Source organism: Streptomyces sp. NPDC050433 (genome assembly GCF_044458565.1).
Taxonomy (GTDB): domain Bacteria; phylum Actinomycetota; class Actinomycetes; order Streptomycetales; family Streptomycetaceae; genus Streptomyces.
The window spans coordinates 184,051-201,645 of sequence record NZ_JBITIB010000016.1; the positions used below are offsets into that span (position 1 = coordinate 184,051).

General features: G+C 72.0%; 16 protein-coding genes and 1 pseudogene. 6 read left to right on the top strand and 11 right to left on the bottom strand.

Annotated elements, in window-relative coordinates; translation table 11 throughout:
* Positions 1-11: 11 nt before the first annotated feature.
* Entirely contained in the window at positions 12-596 is a 585-nt protein-coding gene (locus ACIBLA_RS21205; RefSeq protein ID WP_363246177.1) for a TetR/AcrR family transcriptional regulator, read from the bottom strand.
* A 158-nt stretch (positions 597-754) separates the two neighbouring features.
* On the opposite strand from ACIBLA_RS21205, the gene ACIBLA_RS21210 reads away from it, so the two are divergent.
* Positions 755-3,238, top strand: coding sequence for a beta-glucosidase (locus tag ACIBLA_RS21210; RefSeq protein ID WP_399199444.1), 2,484 nt, complete (start codon positions 755-757; stop codon positions 3,236-3,238).
* A gap of 8 nt (positions 3,239-3,246) precedes the next feature.
* Here ACIBLA_RS21210 and ACIBLA_RS21215 read toward each other — a convergent pair whose 3' ends face one another.
* Together ACIBLA_RS21215 and ACIBLA_RS21220 are read right to left on the bottom strand one after the other, a co-directional pair.
* Positions 3,247-4,272: an aldose epimerase family protein gene (locus tag ACIBLA_RS21215; protein WP_399199446.1), complete on the bottom strand. Its 1,026-nt coding sequence runs from the start codon at positions 4,270-4,272 to the stop codon at positions 3,247-3,249.
* Positions 4,273-4,283: 11 nt separating this feature from the next.
* Positions 4,284-5,237, bottom strand: coding sequence for an SGNH/GDSL hydrolase family protein (locus ACIBLA_RS21220; RefSeq protein ID WP_399199447.1), 954 nt, complete (start codon positions 5,235-5,237; stop codon positions 4,284-4,286).
* A 269-nt stretch (positions 5,238-5,506) separates the two neighbouring features.
* Between ACIBLA_RS21220 and ACIBLA_RS21225 the strand changes: the two genes are divergently transcribed.
* A complete protein-coding gene (locus tag ACIBLA_RS21225; protein ID WP_363246174.1) occupies positions 5,507-6,001 on the top strand; it encodes a DUF3145 domain-containing protein in 495 nt (164 codons plus the stop codon).
* A 13-nt stretch (positions 6,002-6,014) separates the two neighbouring features.
* Positions 6,015-6,941, top strand: a pseudogene (locus tag ACIBLA_RS21230) (NAD(P)-dependent oxidoreductase); the annotation flags it as partial.
* A gap of 100 nt (positions 6,942-7,041) precedes the next feature.
* On the opposite strand, the gene fabF reads toward ACIBLA_RS21230, so the two are convergent.
* The 5 genes from fabF to ACIBLA_RS21255 form a co-directional block, all read right to left on the bottom strand.
* Complete coding sequence (gene fabF / locus ACIBLA_RS21235) at positions 7,042-8,304, bottom strand: beta-ketoacyl-ACP synthase II (protein ID WP_363246173.1); 1,263 nt, start codon at positions 8,302-8,304, stop codon at positions 7,042-7,044.
* A 79-nt stretch (positions 8,305-8,383) separates the two neighbouring features.
* A complete protein-coding gene (locus tag ACIBLA_RS21240) occupies positions 8,384-8,632 on the bottom strand; it encodes an acyl carrier protein (protein WP_363246172.1) in 249 nt (82 codons plus the stop codon).
* Between the two features lie 72 nt (positions 8,633-8,704).
* The gene (locus ACIBLA_RS21245) at positions 8,705-9,706 is read right to left on the bottom strand and encodes a ketoacyl-ACP synthase III (RefSeq protein WP_363246171.1); all 1,002 of its coding nucleotides are present in this window, start codon (positions 9,704-9,706) and stop codon (positions 8,705-8,707) included.
* A gap of 15 nt (positions 9,707-9,721) precedes the next feature.
* On the bottom strand, positions 9,722-10,651 hold the full coding sequence (locus ACIBLA_RS21250) for an ACP S-malonyltransferase (protein WP_363246170.1): 930 nt from the start codon (positions 10,649-10,651) through the stop codon (positions 9,722-9,724).
* 89 nt (positions 10,652-10,740) lie between these two features.
* On the bottom strand, positions 10,741-11,940 hold the full coding sequence (locus tag ACIBLA_RS21255) for a helix-turn-helix domain-containing protein (RefSeq protein ID WP_363246169.1): 1,200 nt from the start codon (positions 11,938-11,940) through the stop codon (positions 10,741-10,743).
* A gap of 43 nt (positions 11,941-11,983) precedes the next feature.
* Between ACIBLA_RS21255 and ACIBLA_RS21260 the strand changes: the two genes are divergently transcribed.
* Entirely contained in the window at positions 11,984-12,691 is a 708-nt protein-coding gene (locus tag ACIBLA_RS21260; protein ID WP_363246189.1) for a pirin family protein, read from the top strand.
* On the opposite strand, the gene ACIBLA_RS21265 is transcribed toward ACIBLA_RS21260, so the two are convergent.
* Complete coding sequence (locus ACIBLA_RS21265; RefSeq protein WP_363246168.1) at positions 12,648-13,472, bottom strand: serine hydrolase domain-containing protein; 825 nt, start codon at positions 13,470-13,472, stop codon at positions 12,648-12,650. The genes ACIBLA_RS21260 and ACIBLA_RS21265 overlap by 44 nt on opposite strands.
* A 100-nt stretch (positions 13,473-13,572) precedes the next feature.
* On the opposite strand from ACIBLA_RS21265, the gene ACIBLA_RS21270 reads away from it, so the two are divergent.
* Both ACIBLA_RS21270 and ACIBLA_RS21275 read left to right on the top strand, forming a co-directional pair.
* The gene (locus ACIBLA_RS21270) at positions 13,573-14,040 is read left to right on the top strand and encodes a MerR family transcriptional regulator (RefSeq protein ID WP_363246167.1); all 468 of its coding nucleotides are present in this window, start codon (positions 13,573-13,575) and stop codon (positions 14,038-14,040) included.
* Positions 14,037-15,053, top strand: coding sequence for an aldo/keto reductase (locus tag ACIBLA_RS21275; RefSeq protein WP_399199448.1), 1,017 nt, complete (start codon positions 14,037-14,039; stop codon positions 15,051-15,053). Before ACIBLA_RS21270 ends, ACIBLA_RS21275 begins: the two co-directional genes overlap by 4 nt.
* An 11-nt stretch (positions 15,054-15,064) precedes the next feature.
* Here ACIBLA_RS21275 and ACIBLA_RS21280 read toward each other — a convergent pair whose 3' ends face one another.
* Entirely contained in the window at positions 15,065-16,258 is a 1,194-nt protein-coding gene (locus tag ACIBLA_RS21280) for an acyltransferase (protein ID WP_363246165.1), read from the bottom strand.
* Entirely contained in the window at positions 16,255-17,295 is a 1,041-nt protein-coding gene (locus tag ACIBLA_RS21285) for an alpha/beta hydrolase (protein ID WP_363246164.1), read from the bottom strand. The genes ACIBLA_RS21280 and ACIBLA_RS21285 overlap by 4 nt, the downstream gene beginning before the upstream one ends.
* Positions 17,296-17,595 lie beyond the last annotated feature (300 nt).

Sequence of the window (17,595 nt, forward strand, 5' to 3'; positions counted from 1 at the left end):
CCCGCCACCCGCTACCGCTCCGGCCCGTCCGCGCCACCCCGCAGCAGCGTCACGAACGCCCGGAACGCCTCCGGCATGTCCACCGACTCCGGCGCGAGCAGCCACTGGTACTGGAGCCCGTCCATCACGGCCACCAGCAGCGGCGCCGTCTGCTCCGGCGTCAGCCCGCTCGGCAGCCGGTCGCCGAACTCGTCGCGAAGCACGCCCGCCATGTTGCCCCGTACCTGGACATAGCGGCGGGTGAAGAACTCCCCGGCCGGGTGACCCTCCGTCACACTCTCGCCCAGCAGCGCCGAGAAGGTCTGCACGATGCCGGGCCGCATCGCGTTGTAGTCGACCATCGACGTCAGCAGCTCCAGTCGCCAGCCGTCGGCGCCCCGGCTGCCGCCCCCGGTGTCCCACTGGTCGCGCTCGGCCAGGACGGCGAGGAGCAGCGTCTCCTTCGTGGGGAAGTAGTGCAGCAGACCCTGCTGGGTGAGGCCCACCCGTTCGGCCACCGCGCCCAACGTCGCGCCGCGGTAGCCGCGTTCGGCGATCATCTCGATGGTGGCGCGGAGAATCTCCGCCCGCCGCTCCGCACTTCTGGCCCTCGCCATCCCACCGTTCCCCGTCTCTCGTGCCTGTCCGCTCACCGACCGCTGTCCGGACCGTACACGAGTAACAAAATTATTACGAAGCCTACCTGTCTACAGAATTCAGGGTCACCATGTAACCCGTCCGCACGAACGCAGGGCACTGACGAGGAGGTACCGCCGTGACCGGCGCACCCACCACCCCCGACCACGCACGCGAAGCGGCCGTCGAGGCGGCGCTCGGCAAGCTCGATCTGGACGACAAGACGCGGCTCGTCGCCGGGCAGGACAACTGGTCGCTGCCGGCGCTCCCGGAGATCGGCCTGGCCTCCCTCGTCATGTCCGACGGCCCGATCGGCGTCAGGGGAGTGCGCTGGACCGCCGACGACCCGTCCGTCGCCCTCCCCTCACCCACCGCGCTCGCCGCCACCTGGGACCCCGAACTGGCCCGCAGGGCAGGCCGGTTGCTCGCCCAGGAGGCCCGCCGCAAGGGGGTGCACGTCCTCCTCGCGCCAACCGTCAATCTGCACCGGTCCCCGCTCGGCGGGCGGCACTTCGAGGCGTACAGCGAAGACCCGTACCTCACCGGCGAGATCGGCACCGGCTATGTCCTCGGCGTCCAGGACGGCGGCGTCGGCACCACCGTCAAGCACTTCGTCGCCAACGACGCCGAGACCGACCGCTTCACCGTCGACAACATCGTCGCCCCGCGCGCGCTGCGCGAGCTGTATCTCGCCCCGTTCGAGGCCATCGTCAAAAACGCCCACCCCTGGGGCATCATGGCCGCGTACAACCAGGTCAACGGCTACTCGATGACCGAGCACCGCTATCTCCAGAACGAAGTCCTGCGCGGTGAATGGGGATTCGACGGCTTCATCGTCTCCGACTGGCTGGCCGCCCGCTCCACCACCGGCGCCCTCCTCGGCGGCCTCGACGTCGCCATGCCCGGCCCCAAGACCGTGTACGGCCAGGCGCTCGCCGCCGCCGTCCGGGCCGGCGAGGTGGACGAGTCCCTCGTCGACGACGCGGTACGCAACGTGCTGAGGCTCGCCGCCCGCGTCGGCGCCCTCGACGACGCGCCCGCCGTCGTCGCCGAGTCCGCGCTCCCGGCGCACCTCGACGGCGACGCGCTGGCCCGCGAGGTCGCGCGCCGCTCCTTCGTCCTCGTACGCAACGAGGTACGCGACGGGCACCCCGCCCTGCCGCTCGACCCGGCCAGGACCCGCACCGTGGCGCTCAGCGGCGCCGCCGCCCGCGACGCCCGCATCCTCGGCGGCGGCTCCGCCACCGTCTTCCCGCCGCACGTCGTCTCGCCGCTCGACGGCCTCACCGCCGCCCTGCCCGAAGGCGCGCTCAGCTACCACGTCGGCGCCGACCCCAGCAACCAACTCGGCGTCGCCGCAAAGGGATTCGAGTTGCGCGCCGTCTGCCGCGCCGCAGACGGCCGCGAGCTGGGCACCACCGACCTCCCCTCCGGCATGGTCAAGTGGGTCGGCGCCGACCTGCCCGACACAGTCAGCTACGACGAGCTGCACAGCGTCGAGTTCACCGGCACCTTCACCCCGCGCGAGAGCGGCGACCACACCTTCGGCACCCAGGGCATCGGCCTCCTCGTCCTCACCGTCGGCGGCGAGAAGGTCTGGGAGGGCGAGGAAGGAGTCGGCGACAGCTCCGACCCGTTCAACGCGTTCTTCGGCGAACGCCTGGAGCGCGCCCGCGTCACTCTGCTCGAAGGCGAGCGGGTCGACGTCTCGCTGCACCTCACCGTGCCCAGGCTGCCCGGCGCCCCGATGGACGCCGTCGCCTTCTCCCTTCTCCACCTCGGCCCGCGGCGCGACCCCGAGGAACTGATCGCCGAGGCCGCCGACGCAGCCAGGGCCGCCGACACGGCCGTCGTCGTGGTCGCCACCACCACGGCCGTCGAGTCCGAGGGCTTCGACCGCACCGGCCTGGAGCTGCCCGGCCACCAGAACGCGCTCGTCGCGGCCGTCGCCGCCGCCAACCCGAACACCGTCGTGGTCGTCAACACCGGCTCACCGGTCGAACTGCCCTGGCGCGACGACGTGGCCGCCGTCCTGCTCAGCTGGTTCCCCGGCCAGGAGGGCGGTGCCGCGCTCGCCGACGTCCTCACGGGCGCCGAGGAGCCGGGCGGCCGGCTCACCACCACCTGGCCGGTCGCACTGGCCGACGCCCCCGTCACCGACACCACCCCCACGGACGGCGAACTGCACTACACCGAGGGCGTGTTCATCGGCTACCGCGCCTGGGAACGGGCCGGCACGACTCCCGCGTACCCCTTCGGCCACGGGCTCGGCTACACCGACTGGGAGTACGAGACCCTGGACGCCACCACCGAACGGGCCACCGTGACCCTGCGCAACACCGGCGCCCGGCCCGGCCGCGAGACCGTCCAGATCTACCTGGCGCCGGAGGCCGCCGGCGACGCGGCCGACGCGCCCGAGCGCCCGGTGCGCTGGCTGGCCGGCTTCGCCTCCGCCGAGGCGGGCCCCGGCGAGAGCGTCGAGGTGACGATCCCGCTGAGGCCGCGCGCGTTCGAGATCTGGGACGAGCACGACAACGCCTGGACGGCCGTCCCCGGCACGTACGAGGTCCAGGCGGGCCGCTCGCTCACCGACCGCAGGCTGAGCGCGCCCGTCCGGCGCTGAACGGGTCCTCAGACGCCGGACGGGCCGACAGGGGCCCGTCCGGCCGAGAACCCGTACGTCGTGGCCGAGTTGAACTCCTCGCCCGGCCGCAGCACCGTGCTCGGGAAGTCCGGCCGGTTCGGCGAGTCCGGGAAGTGCTGGGTCTCCAGCGCGATGCCCTCGCCCGGCCGGAACGGACCCGCGTCGAAGTGGTCACCGGTGTACAGCTGCATGCCCGGTTCGGTCGTCGTCACCGTCAACACCCGCCCGGACGCCGGGTCGTACAGCTCCGCCGAGACCGACGCCCTCGAACGCCCGTGGTCCAGCACGAAGTTGTGGTCGTACCCCGACCCCACCTTGCGCGGCTCACGGAAGTCGAAACGCGTTCCGCCCACCGGCTCGTGCGCGCCCGTCGGTACCGAGTCGCCGTCCAGCGGCGTGACATGACCGGCCGCGATCCGCAGCACATGCCCACCGGCGCCGCCGGAGCCCGCGCCGCCCAGATTCCAGTACGAGTGGTTCGTCAGGTTCAGCACCGTCGGCGCGTCCGTCACCGCGCGGTAGCCGATCCGCAGCGCCCCCGCCGCGTCCAGCGTGTACGTCGCCGAGACCTCCAGCCGCCCAGGAAACCCCTCCTCGCCGTCCGGGCTCACCAGCGACAGCCGTACGCCGTACCCGTCCGCCGCCGGCTCCGCGTGCCACACGCGCTTGTCGAAGCCGCGCTCGCCGCCGTGCAGGCAGTTGGGCCCGTTGTTGCGCGGCAGTCGGTACGTCCGCCCGTCGAGCGTGAACGTCCCGCCCGCGATGCGGTTCGCGTACCGGCCGATCAGCGCGCCGAAGTACGGCGACGGACAGTCCACGTAGCCCGCCACGTCGTCGAAGCCGAGCACCACGTTCGCCAGGGCCCCGTCGACGTCCGGCACCTCGACGGACTGGAGGATCCCGCCGTACGTGAGCACCTTCACCCGCACACCGGCCCGCTCCAGGACCCAGCGGTGGACCGGAGTCCCGTCGGGAGCCGAACCGGCCCGCTCGTTTACGATCTTGTCGGTCACGGTCGCCGACCCTACGCCGGGGGCTCGGCCGCGACGACGTTGCGGTAGGCGATGTCCGCCAGCTTGCCCTGGCCGTTCTTGCTCGGATGGAACCAGTCCCAGGTGCTCAACTGCTCGCCCGTGAACCGGAAGTCGAAGACCGCCCCGCCGTCGTAGCGGCAGCGCAGATCCTTCGCGCACACCTCCTTGAGCACCTTGTTGTACGCCACCACCCGCGCCTGCACCGTCGACCGGCGCGCCTGCGCCTCGGCGCCCATGTCCTGCGAGTCGCCCAGCATCGACGCGCAGATGCCCAGCTTCCAGATCTGCCGGCCCAGCGGATTGTCCCGGCCCTCGGACCAGAGCCGCTTGAGATCGGGCACGCTCGCCACGTACACCTGCGTCTTGGGCGCCTTCGCGCGCAGCTGGCGCATCGACTCCTCGAACGACGCCCGGAACTCCTTCACGGGCGTCATCAGTTCGACCTCGTCCTTGCAGGCGTCGTTGGCGCCCATCATGACCGTGACCAGATCCGGCCGGTGGACGGCCGCCTTCCTCATCTGCGCGGGCAGCTCACCGACGGCGGCGCCCGAGCGCGCGAAGTTCCAGCTGCGGTCCGCGACCCCCGGCTTGCCCAGCAGCCGGACCGCGAGGCTGCGCACCCCGTCGTCCGTGCCGGTCGCCCAGGACGCCTCGGGGCAGTCACTGAGTATCCCGCAGGCGTCGAAACCGCGCGTGATGGAGTCGCCGACGGCCGCGACCGAGGCGGGGCTGCGGTCCCAGACCGGCTTCGGCGGCGGAGCCTGGCTGGCCTTCGCCTTCGTCCAGTCGGGATCGGCGCCGTCCGACGAACTGCACCCCGCCAGCGCCACGACGGCCAGCAGCAGACCGGTGCAGGAGGCCGCGAGGCCCGCGTACGGGGCCCGGCGGCGGGCGCGGCGTCCGCCGAGGCGTCGCTCAGCACGTCCCTGAGGGCTCTCCGGCATCGTGTGAACCCTCCGGTGGGCGTCGTCATGCGTACGGCGGCGTCCTGGCGAGTGAAAGCTTCGCGGATATCGCCCCTGGGACCGACAGTACGGCACCCCCGTGCCCCGCGCGCAAGGTAGCTTTCAGGCGTCGAACCAGAGTCAACAATGCGCTTCGGCTCCGGTAGGTTACATCCCGTCACATGCTGTCCCTTTTGCGGGGTTTCACTCTCGATGCTGTTTACTGAGGCCGCTGGGAAGGCGAACCTCGTCCCACACTGGAGGTCCCGGTGACCACACGTGGTGTTCTGTACGTGCACTCCGCGCCGCGCGCGATGTGCCCCCACATCGAATGGGCTGTGGCGGGCGTCCTCGGCGTACGCGTGCAGCTCGACTGGATCAGACAGCCCGCATCGCCCGGCACCTGGCGGTCCGAATTCTCCTGGCGGGGCCAGGCGGGCACCGCCTCCAAGCTCGCGTCGGCACTGCGCGGCTGGCAGATGCTGCGCTTCGAGGTGACCGCCGAGCCCAGCCCCACGGCCGAGGGCGAGCGCTACAGCGCCACCCCCGAGCTGGGCATCTTCCACGCCGTCACCGGCATGCACGGCGACATCCTGGTCCCCGAGGACCGGCTGCGCGCCGCCCTCGCCCGGTCGCTGAGCGGCGAGACACAGCTGGAGGCCGAGGTGGCGAAGCTGCTCGGCAAGCCGTGGGACGACGAGCTGGAGCCGTTCCGGTACGCGGGCGAGGGCGCCCCGGTGCGCTGGCTGCACCAGGTCGTCTGAGCCCGACTGCTCCAGCCGCACGGCCGGACAGCCGGACCGTACGGCCGCGTTCTACCGTGGGCGCATGGCTGATCAACTCGAAGTAGCTGTACTCGGCGCGGGCATCATGGGCGCGGCGATGGCCCGCAATCTCCGCCGGACCGGGCACGCCGTCCGGATCTGGAACCGTACCCGCGCGAAGGCGGAGCCGCTGGCGGCCGACGGGGCCCGGATCGCGGACAGTCCGGCGGACGCCGTACGCGGCGCGGACGTCGTCGTCACGATGCTGTACGACGGCGCCGCCACCCTGGAGACCATGACGACGGCGGCGCCGGGACTGCGGCCCGGCACGGTCTGGCTCCAGACGACGACGGCGGGCCCGGACGGTCTCACCCCGCTCGCCGCACTCGCCGCCGCGCACGGACTTCACTTCTACGACGCGCCCGTGCTGGGCTCCAAGGGCGCCGCCGAGCAGGGGAAGCTCACCGTCCTGGCCGCGGGCCCCGAGGGGCCGCGGGACACCTTCACGTCCGTACTGGAGGCCGTGGGGGAGCGCACACTCTGGGTGGCCGACGAGGGCACGTCGGGGGCGGCGACGCGGCTCAAACTCGTCTGCAACAGCTGGGTCCTGACCCTCACGCACGGCACGGCCGAGGCACTGGCCCTGGCGAAGGGACTCGGCGTCGATCCGCGGAGCTTCCTCGACGCCGTCGCGGGCGGCGCGCTCGACTGCGGGTACCTGCGCGTCAAGTCGGCTGCGATCCTCGGCGACGACTACACCCCCAACTTCGCCGTCACCACGGCCGTCAAGGACGCCCGTCTCATCGTCGCGGCCGGCGAGGCGGAAGGCGTCCGGATGGACGTCGCCGAGGCGGGCGCGGAACGCTTCGCGCGCGCGGAGGCGCAGGGCCACGGCGCCGAGGACATGGCGGCGACGTACTTCGCGAGCTTCGCGGACTGAGGCGCATCGAAGCGCCTCGAAAGCGCCTCCAAAGGAGAAACGCCGGAGGCCCGGCCCCCGCCCAAGGACAGGAGCCGGGCCTCCGGCGCGTACACGTGGATCAGACCGAGCGGAACGCCAGCACCACGTTGTGGCCGCCGAAGCCGAACGAGTTGTTGATCGCCGAGATCGTGCCCGCGGGCAGCGCGCGCGGCTCGCCGCGTACGACGTCGGCGTCGACTTCCTCGTCCAGGTCGTCGACGTTGATCGTCGGCGGGGCCAGCCGGTGGTGCAGCGCGAGCACCGTCGCCACCGTCTCGATACCGCCGGCGCCGCCCAGCAGATGGCCGGTCATCGACTTCGTGGCGGAGACCGCGACATGGTCGAGGTCCTCGCCCAGTACCCGGCGCAGCGCCTTGATCTCCGCGACGTCGCCCTGCGGCGTGGAGGTGGCGTGCGCGTTCAGGTGCACGACCTCCGACGGCTTCATGCCGGTGTTGTCGAGCAGGTGCTGCATCGCCGCCGCGACCCCGCGGCCGGTGGGCTCCGGCTGCGCGATGTGGTGGCTGTCGGCGGACAGGCCCTGGCCCAGCACCTCGCAGTAGACGCGCGCGCCGCGCCGAGCCGCGTGCTCGGCGGACTCCAGGACCACGACCCCCGCGCCCTCGCCGAGGACGAAGCCGTCACGGGCCTTGTCGTACGGGCGGGACGCCTTCGTGGGCTCGTCGTTGTTCTTCGACATCGCCATCATGTTGGCGAACGCGGCGACCGGCAGCGGGTGGATCGCCGCCTCCGTGCCGCCCGCCACCACGACGTCGGCGCGGCCGGTGCGGATCATCTCCACGGCGTAGCCGATCGCCTCGGCGCCCGACGCGCACGCGGACACCGGGGTGTGCACGCCCGCCTGGGCGTTCACCTCCAGACCGACGTTGGCGGACGGCCCGTTCGGCATCAGCATCGGCACGGTGTGCGGGGAGACGCGGCGTACGCCCTTCTCCCTCAGCACGTCGTACTGGTCGAGGAGAGTGGTCACGCCGCCGATGCCGGAGGCGATGACCGTGCCGAGACGTTCGGGGACGACGGACTCGTCGTCGCCGGCCTTCGCCTTGTAACCCGCGTCGGCCCACGCCTCACGGGCCGCGATCAGCGCGAACTGCGCCGAGCGGTCCAGCTTGCGGGAGAGCGGACGGGGCAGCACATCGGCCGGATCGACCGCGGCGAACGCGGCGATCCGGACCGGCAGTTCGGCGAACCGCTCGCTTTCGATGGGCTTGACGCCCGAGCGGCCGGCGAGCAGCCCCTCCCAGGTCGATGCGCTGTCGCCACCCAGCGGTGTGGTTGCGCCGATACCGGTGACGACCACGGTGCGATTGGTCGGGCTCACTGGAATTCTTTCTCCACGTGTAGAGGGTGCGGAATTTTTACGGCGCCACCACCGGGTGGCGTCAGCCGCGCGGCCTGGATCAGACCTGGTGCTTCGCGATGTAGTCGGCGGCGTCGCCGACGGTCTTCAGGTTCTTGACGTCGTCGTCCGGGATCTTCACGTCGAAGCGCTCCTCGGCGGCGACGACGACCTCGACCATGGAGAGCGAGTCGACGTCCAGGTCGTCGGTGAAGGACTTGTCCAGCTGGACGTCCTCGACCGGGATGCCGGCGATCTCGTTCACGATCTCGGCGAGACCCTTGACGATCTCTTCCTGAGTGGCGGCCATGTTGGGCGCTCCTTCGATATTCAGCGTGAGCAGTGGGATTTGTTGAGCACGGCCCGGAAAGATCCGGTGCGCCTAGGGGAGGGTAACGACCGTCGCGGCGTACACGAGACCCGCCCCGAAGCCGATGACGAGCGCGGTGTCACCGCTCTTCGCCTGACCGGTCGCCAGAAGCCGCTCCATCGCGAGCGGGATCGAGGCGGCCGAGGTGTTGCCGGTGGTTTCCACGTCACGGGCGACCGTGACGTGCTCCGGCAGCTTCAGAGTCTTCACCATCGAGTCGATGATCCGCATATTGGCCTGGTGCGGAATGAAGACGTCCAGGTCCGCCGAGGTGATCCCGGCCGCGTCGAGGGCCTGTTGGGCGACCTTCGCCATCTCGAAGACGGCCCAGCGGAACACCGCCTGGCCCTCCTGCGTGAGGGCCGGGAACTTCTCGACCTTCCCGTCGCGGTAGTCGTCCCACGGCACGTTCTGCATGATCGTGTTCGACTTGTCGCCCTCGGAGCCCCAGACCGTCGGACCGATCTCCGGCTCCCGCGCGGGGCCGACGACGACCGCGCCCGCGCCGTCGCCGAACAGGAAGGCCGTGGCGCGGTCTTCGAGGTCGGTGAGGTCCGACAGCCGCTCCACGCCGATCACGAGGACGTACTCCGCCGAGCCCTCGACGACCATGCCCTTGGCGAGCGTCAGCCCGTAACCGAAGCCTGCACAGCCCGCCGAGATGTCGAACGCGGCCGGCTTGCCCGCGCCGATCCGGTCGGCGATCTCCGTCGCGACGGCCGGCGTCTGCTTGAAGTGCGACACCGTCGATACGATCACGCCGCCGATCTGCGCGGGCGTGATCCCGGCGTCGGCGATGGCCTTGCCGGACGCCTCGATCGACATCATCGCCACGGTCTCCTCCTCGGAGGCCCAGTGGCGGGTCGCGATACCGGAGCGGGAGCGGATCCATTCGTCGGACGAGTCGATCGTCTGGAGGATCACCTCGTTGGGCACCACGCGCGTCGGACGGTAGCCGCCGACACCCATGATGCGGGCGTACGGGGCGCCCTGGCTGGGCCTGATCTTCGCCATTCTCTCTCGGGCTCCTTAGGAAGCGTGCTCTGCGACGATCTCGCGAACCGCGTCGAGGTCGGCGGGGGTCTTGAGCGCGAGGGTCTTCACACCGGGCAGGGCGCGCTTGGCGATGCCGGTCAGCGTGCCTCCGGGGCACAGTTCCACCAGCGCCGTCACACCCAGCTCCGTGAACGTCTCCATGCACAGGTCCCAGCGGACCGGGTTGGCGACCTGGCCCACCAGACGTGCGACGACCTCGGCCCCCGTGGCCACAGTCTGCCCGTCCTTGTTGGACACGTACGGCAGGCCGGGGTCGGACACGTCGAGCTTTCCGGCCGCGTCCGCCAGCGTCGCCACCGCCGGTGCCATGTGCTCCGTGTGGAAGGCGCCCGCGACCTTGAGAGCCACCACGCGTCGTACGCCCTCGGGCTTGTCCTCCGTCAGCGCGGCGATCTGCTCCAGCGTGCCGGCGGCCACGATCTGCCCGGCACCGTTCACGTTGGCCGGCGTCAGACCGAGCTTCGCCAGATGCGGCAGGGTCACCTCGGGGTCGCCGCCGAGCAGCGCCGCCATGCCGGTCGGCGTGATGTCCGCGGCCTCGGCCATGGCCAGTCCGCGCGTACGGACGAAGCGCAGTGCGTCCTCCTCGCCCAGCACACCCGCGTACACGGCGGCGGTGATCTCGCCGACGCTGTGCCCCGCGACCGCACCCGCACCGGCCGTGTCACCCAGCTGCCCGCGCACGGCGTCGGCGGACAGCAGACCGGCGGCGACCAGCAGCGGCTGGGCCACCGCGGTGTCACGGATCTCGTCCGCGTCGGCCTTCGTGCCGTAGTGGACCAGATCGAGATCGATGGCGGCGGACCAGTCCCGCAGCCGTTCTTCGGCACCGGGGAGGTCGAGCCAGGGAGTCAGGAAGCCGGGCGTCTGAGCGCCTTGGCCGGGAGCGACGAGTACGAGCACACTCACACTCTCTCTCGCGGACGGCCTCCGCCGCCCGTGGGGACAAGGACCAAGAACCGTCGGGGTAATTGTTGATGTCCCACAAAGGGCTAGGAGGGCGATTCCGCGTCGGCGAGCCTTCCCAAGATCAACGCGATCCGCAGAGTGAACGCGGAACGGACATCCGACGGTGACCATCCGGTGACGTCGGTCACACGTCGAAGCCGGTAGCGCACGGTGTTGGGGTGCACGAACAGCATCCGCGCCGCACCTTCGAGACTACTCGCCTGTTCCAGATACACACTCAAAGTTTCCAGAAGCGCCGAGCCCGCTTCTTCCAGTGGTCTGTAGATCTCCTCCACCAGCTGCTCGCGCGCCGCCGGATCCGACGCGATCGCGCGCTCCGGCAGGAGATCGTCCGACAGTACGGGACGCGGCGCGTCCTGCCACGCCGAACACGCCTTCAGCCCGGCCGCCGCCGCCTGCGCCGACCTCGTGGCCGCCAGCAGGTCGGGCACCACCGGGCCCGCCACCACCGGCCCCGCCGCGTACGGCCCGATCAGCGCCTTCGCGACCTGGAGCGGATTGTCACTGCCGCCCGCGATGACCACCAGCCGGTCCCCGAGCACCCCGGTGAGGACCTGGAGCTTGGCGTGCCGCGCCGCCCGGCGGATCGCCTCCACCGTCAGCTCGCTGTCCCCGTCGGGCGCGGTGCCCAGCAGCACGCACACATGCTCGGGCGAGTTCCAGCCCAGCGCGGACGCGCGCGACACGGCGCCCTCGTCGGCCTCGCCGGACAGCACCGCGTTCACCACCAGCGACTCCAGCCGCGCGTCCCACGCGCCGCGGGCCTCGGCGGCCTGCGCGTACACCTGGGCGGTCGCGAAGGCGATCTCCCGCGCGTACACGAGAAGCGCCTCACGCAGCACCGACACATCACCGGGCGCCGCGACCTCCTCGATCGCCGACTCCATGACCTCGATGGTCGTACGCACCATCTCGACGGTCTGGCGCAGCGTGATCGCCCGCGTCAGCTCGCGAGGCGCCGTACCGAACACATCGGTGGAGATGGCCTGCGGCGTCTCGGGGTGCCGGAACCACTCGGTGAACGCGGCGATACCCGCCTGGGCCACCAGACCGATCCACGAACGGTTCTCCGGCGGCATCGCGCGGTACCACGGCAGCTTCTCGTCCATGCGGGCGATGGCGTTCGCCGCCAGCCGGCCGGCGGACTTCTCCAGTCGGCGCAGGGTCGCGGGATGCGGATGGGCTTCGTTCGTCGGTTCAGGCACGGGACAAGACTGCCTCATCAGGACGGCCACGTGCCGGGCCGGGTCTACCGTGGGGTCCGTGATTTCCGTCCGGTACGCCGACGACCGCTATCCCGGCGGTGACCTGTCCGCCGGGATCGAGTCCTTCCACGCCTTCTCCTTCGGGCAGTTCTACGACCCCGACAACCTCCGGTTCGGCGCGGTGATCGCCTGCAACGAGGAACGGCTCGCCCCCGGCGCCGGTTTCGACGAGCACCCGCACAGCCACACCGAGATCGTCACCTGGGTCGTCGAGGGCGAACTCACCCACCGCGACTCCGCCGGAAACGCCACCCTGGTACGGCCCGGCGACGTCCAGCGGCTCCGCGCGGGCGGCGGCGTACGGCACGTGGAGCGCAACGACGGGCCGGCGCCGCTGGTCTTCGTCCAGATGTGGCTCGCCCCGCTCACCCCCGGCGGCGACCCCCGCTACGAGATCGTGCACGGCATCGCCGACTCCACGCCGTACGCCCTCCCCGAGGCGGGCGCGATGCTGCACGTACGCCGGCTCCAGGAGGGCGAGCGCGCGGCGGTCCCCGACGCGGCGTACGCGTATCTGCACGTGGTGCGGGGCCTGGTGGCGCTGGCGGGCGTGGAACTGGGACCCGGTGACTCGGCGCGTATCACCGACGCCGAAGACCTCGAACTGACCGCGGGGCCCGCGTCCGAGGTACTGATCTGGGAGCTGGGGCCCGACCCGACACGGCCTAAGGGGTGCCCTGCCGCAGCTCCGTCAGCACCGCGTCCGTGAACGGCGGCCACGCCTCGACGGCCCACGGGCCGAAGTCCCGGTCGGTGAGCGCCACGCACGCCGCGCCCGCGTCCGGGTCGACCCACAGGAACGTGCCGCACTGGCCGAAGTGGCCGAACGTACGCGGCGACGACGAACCGCCCGTCCAGTGCGGCGACTTGGAGTCCCTGATCTCGAAGCCCAGACCCCAGTCGTTGGGCTTCTGATGCCCGTAACCCGGCAGGATCCCCGACAGCCCCGGATGAACCACCGTCATCGCCTCAAGGACCGTACGGGGGTCGAGCAGCCGCGGCGCCTGAAGCTCCGCGGCGAACGCGGCCAGGTCGTCCACCGTCGACACACCGTCCCTCGCGGGCGAGCCGTCCAGGGTGGTCGACGCCATGCCCAGCGGCTGAAGGACCGCCTGGCGCAGATACTCCGGGAACGGGATGTCCGTCGCCTTCGCGATGTGGTCGCCGAGCACCTCGAAACCCGCGTTCGAGTACAGCCGCCGGGTGCCGGGCGGCGCCGTCACCCGGTGCTCGTCGAAGGCCAGACCGCTGGTGTGCGCGAGGAGATGGCGGACCGTCGAGCCCTCGGGCCCGGCCGGCTCGTCCAGCTCGACCGCCCCCTCCTCGTACGCCACGAGCACCGCGTACGCGGCCAGCGGCTTGGTCACGGACGCCAGCGGGAAACGGCGCGACGTCGGGCCGTGGGACCCGGTCACCGTGCCGTCCGCCCGTACGACGGCCGCTGCGGCCGTCGGCACCGGCCAGTTCTCGATCATCGCCAGGCTCTGCATGTCCACGAGCGTAGACCGGCGCCGTCCGGCGCCTCACTCCGGGACGGCACGCGGCCTGTCCACTTGCTTGGAGTGCACTCCAAGGTTCTACGTTGAGGGTATGACCCTGATCGAAAGCACCCCCGTCCGGACGGAAACCGAGGACATCTGCGTATCGGCCCCGCCGGCGCATCCCCGCCCCGCCGGCCGGGACCAGTACACGATCAGCGAAGTGGTCGCCTTCACCGGCCTCACCGCGCACACCCTGCGCTGGTACGAGCGCATCGGGCTCATGCCGCACGTCGACCGGTCGCACACCGGGCAGCGGCGCTTCAGCAACCAGGACCTCGACTGGCTCACCTTCGTCGGCAAACTGCGCCTCACCGGGATGCCGGTCGCCGACATGGTCCGTTACGCCGAGCTGGTCCGGGAGGGCGAGCACACCTTCGAACAGCGGCAGGAACTGCTGGAGCGGACCCGGCGCGATGTGCGCGCCCGGATCGGCGAACTCCACGACACCCTCGCCGTACTCGACCACAAGATCGACTACTACGCCGGTGCGCACCGTGCGTCGGAAAGGGCCTCATGAGCAACACGGAGAAGATCGCCACGGTGACCCTCGGCGCCGCCGGACCCACGGTCGGCGTCCAGGGCTTCGGCGCGATGGGCATCAGCGAGTTCTACGGCGACACGGACGAGACGGCCGCCCGAGACACCCTCGAAGCGACCCTCGAAGCCGGTGTCACCCTCATCGACACCGCAGACGTGTACGGGCGCGGCGCCAACGAGACGTTCCTCGCGCCGTTCGTCGCCGCACACCGCGACGAGATCACCCTCGCCACCAAATTCGGCATCGAGCGCAGCGACGACCCCGCCTACCGGGGCATCCGCAACGAACCCGGCTACATCAGGACAGCCGTCGAAGGCTCCCTGCGGCGTCTGGGCGTCGACGTCATCGACCTCTACTACATGCACCGCCACAACCCCGCCGTGCCGTTCGCCGAGTCCGTCGGCGCGATGGCCGAACTCGTCGCCGAGGGCAAGGTCAAACACCTCGGCCTCAGCGAGGTCACCGGCGCCGAACTGCGCGAGGCGCACTCCGTGCACCCCATCACCGCGCTCCAGTCCGAGTGGTCGCTGTTCTCCCGCGACGCCGAGACGAGCGCCGTCGGCGCCGCCGCCGCACTCGGCGTCGCCCTCGTCCCGTACTCCCCGCTCGGCCGCGGCTTCCTGACCGGCTCGTTCACCCATGCCGACAAGGAACTGCGCGGCGCCGACATCCGGCTCACCCAGCCCCGCTTCACCGGCGACAACGCCGACCGCAACGCCGCACTCCTCGAACCCGTCCGCACCGTCGCCGCCGCCCACGGCGCGACCGCCGGACAGATCGCCCTCGCCTGGGTGCAGCAGCGTGCCGGGGCGCACGGCCTGACCGTCGTCCCCATCCCCGGCACCCGCAAGCGCTCGCGCCTGCTGGAGAACGCCGCCGCCACCCGTATCACCCTCACCCCCGACGAACTCGCGCTCCTGGAACCGATCGCCGGACAGGTCGTCGGCGACCGCTACCCGGACATGTCGGCGACGGCCGCCGCTCGCGAGTAGCCCCCGTCGCCTCACGACGCCAGCGCGTACACCGCGAAGCCCGCCGCGAGCAGCCCCGTCGCCGCCCGGCGGGCGTAGGCCTGTCGTGTGCCCGACTCCCACGGCGCCTCGAAAGCCCGCGCGTACCGGGCGATCACCACCAGCAGCACCGCGAACAGCGGCATCCACAGCACCCGGCCGAGAATCCAGCCGGCCGAATCCGGCGCCGTCGTCAGCCCCGGCACCGCCCCCGGATACGAACCCGGCACCGCCGCCGCGAGCATCGCCGTCTGGTGCCAGCACAGGATCGTCATCGCCGACAGGTTGATCACCACGACCGGCGCCCACAGTGCGGGCCTGCGCAGCACCCGCGCGATCCGGTCCCGCAACAGGATCGCCGCGCCGCTCTGCACCGCGGCGAGCGCCAGCACCAGCAGCGACGGCGGATGCGAATTGGTCCGCGCCTCACCGGGCACCCCGACCATCGACGCCGGGTAGTGGAAGACCACCAGCAGCACGGCGAAGAGCACCCCGCCGCCCACCAGCAGCACCCGCGCCCCGCGCCGGCCGATCCGGCCCTCGCCCCACGACACCCCGAGCTGATACGCGAACAGCCAGCCCGGCAGGATGTTGAGTACGCTCAGCCAGCCCGGCATCGCGTCGCCGTACGGGCCGTACCGCAGCACGTCCACCACGGCCACCACCCCCAGCAACGGCGCCGCCGCCCACGCGCCGAGCCGCCGCGCCGCCCGCACGCAGTACGGCGTCAGCGCCGTCACCACGACGTACACCCCCACGAACCACAGCGGCTGCACCACCAGCGTGGAGCACGTCCGCAGCGTCGTCCCCGGCACACCGGCCGCGTACAGCACCGGAAGCAGCACCGCCCACACCGCCGTCACCCCCAGCACCGGCCGCCCCAGCCGGGCGACCCGCTGCCGGAGCCACGCCGCCGTGGAGCCCTTCCTGCGCCGGTACGAGAGCACCGACGCGTAACCCCCGACCAGGAAGAAGATGCCCAGCATCTGGAGCACCCAGCTCGCCGGCGCGAGGAACCCGAACGTGCTCAGCGGACTCGCGTTGCGCAACGCCCCGTCGTCCAGGGTGAATCCACCCAGCAGCCAGTGCCCCGTGGGCACCGCGAGCAGCGCCAGCGCGCGCAGACCGTCGATCGCGCGGTCACGCGACGCGGGCGTCCGCGCCTCGATCTTCTCGACGATCCTCATCGCACGTCACCACCCGTGGCGATCGCGGCGAACGCGGCGAGCGAGTCCGTACCGGGAGCGAAGTAGCCGGTGTGCCCGTGCGCGGTCCGCGCGGGGATCCGGCGCGCGCCGAAGCTCTCGGCCGCCGGGTCCGCGCCGTGGCCCAGGCCCAGCACCTCGACGTTCGGCACCCTGGCGATCCAGTCCGACGCGTCCCTCGCCGCCCACACGCGGGCGCCGGTACGCAGCGCCTCCGCGTTCTCGGCGCGCATGCCGGGGGAGCCGACCACGACGATGTCGCTCGCCGCGACGTCTCTCGCGGCGAGGCCGCACACCACGGAGCCGTAGCTGTGGCAGAACAGCTTCGGTGTCCGGACACCGGCGGCGGTCAGGCCCTCGGTGAACCTTGCCAGCCGCGGCGCGCCCGCCTCGGCCAGCTCCCCGGTCGCGGAGTCGAGCCCCACACCGAGAGGCGTCGTGTAACCGGCCCACGCCACGACGGCGGTACGGCCGCCGGTCGCGGTCCGCAGCGACGTGGCCATCCCGGCGGGGGTGCCGTACGGGTCCCGCTCCCGGTCGTACGTCGCCGCGTCGATGTCCGAACCCGGTACCACGACAGCGACATGACGGGCCGCCACCAAGTCCCCGTACACCTCGGCGACGGTGCCGCGGCCCCTGGGGTCGAAGGCGATGATCTGCCGACCGGGCTCGGCGAGGCGGGTGTAGCGGGGGTCCTTGGCGATCGCCAGCCTGTTGGCCCGGTACCGCAGTTGGACGGGGGCGCCGTCGAGGTTCCCCACGACCTCGGGGTGCCGCTCGGCCAGCTCACGCTGCCGACTCGGGGCCAACGTACGGAAGAACGCGGCGACTTGGGCGGGGGTCGTGTCCTCGGGGTCGGGCAGCGCGCGCCCGAGCGTCCCGTCCGCCCGCCAGGCGGCGCTGCCGGGCGGCGGCCCGGTGACGGGCCGCTGCCCACTCCCGGCGGCCCATCCGGCGGTGCCGGACACCAGGGTGGCCATCAGCGCGGCGGCGACCAAGGTCCTTCTGTAGCGGCGCATTTCGCGTCTCCCTCGTTGTGGCCACGGGGTGTGGCGGGAGGAAGGTAGAAACGGGACGCCCGACGGGGCGTCACACCGGGGGGCCAAGTCGGGGGTGGTACTGGGGTAGGGGGTGTCTTGGTTGCGGGATCGTTGGCCGGGGGCGGGGTGCGGGTTGCCGTCCGGCGGTTGTGCGGGTTTCGGTTTCGTTGTCGGGGGCGGGGGGGGGGGGGGGGGGGGGGGGGGGGGGGGGGGGGGGGGGGGGGGGGTGGGGGGGGGGGGGGGGGGGGGGGGGGGGGGGGGGGGGGGGGGGGGGGGGGC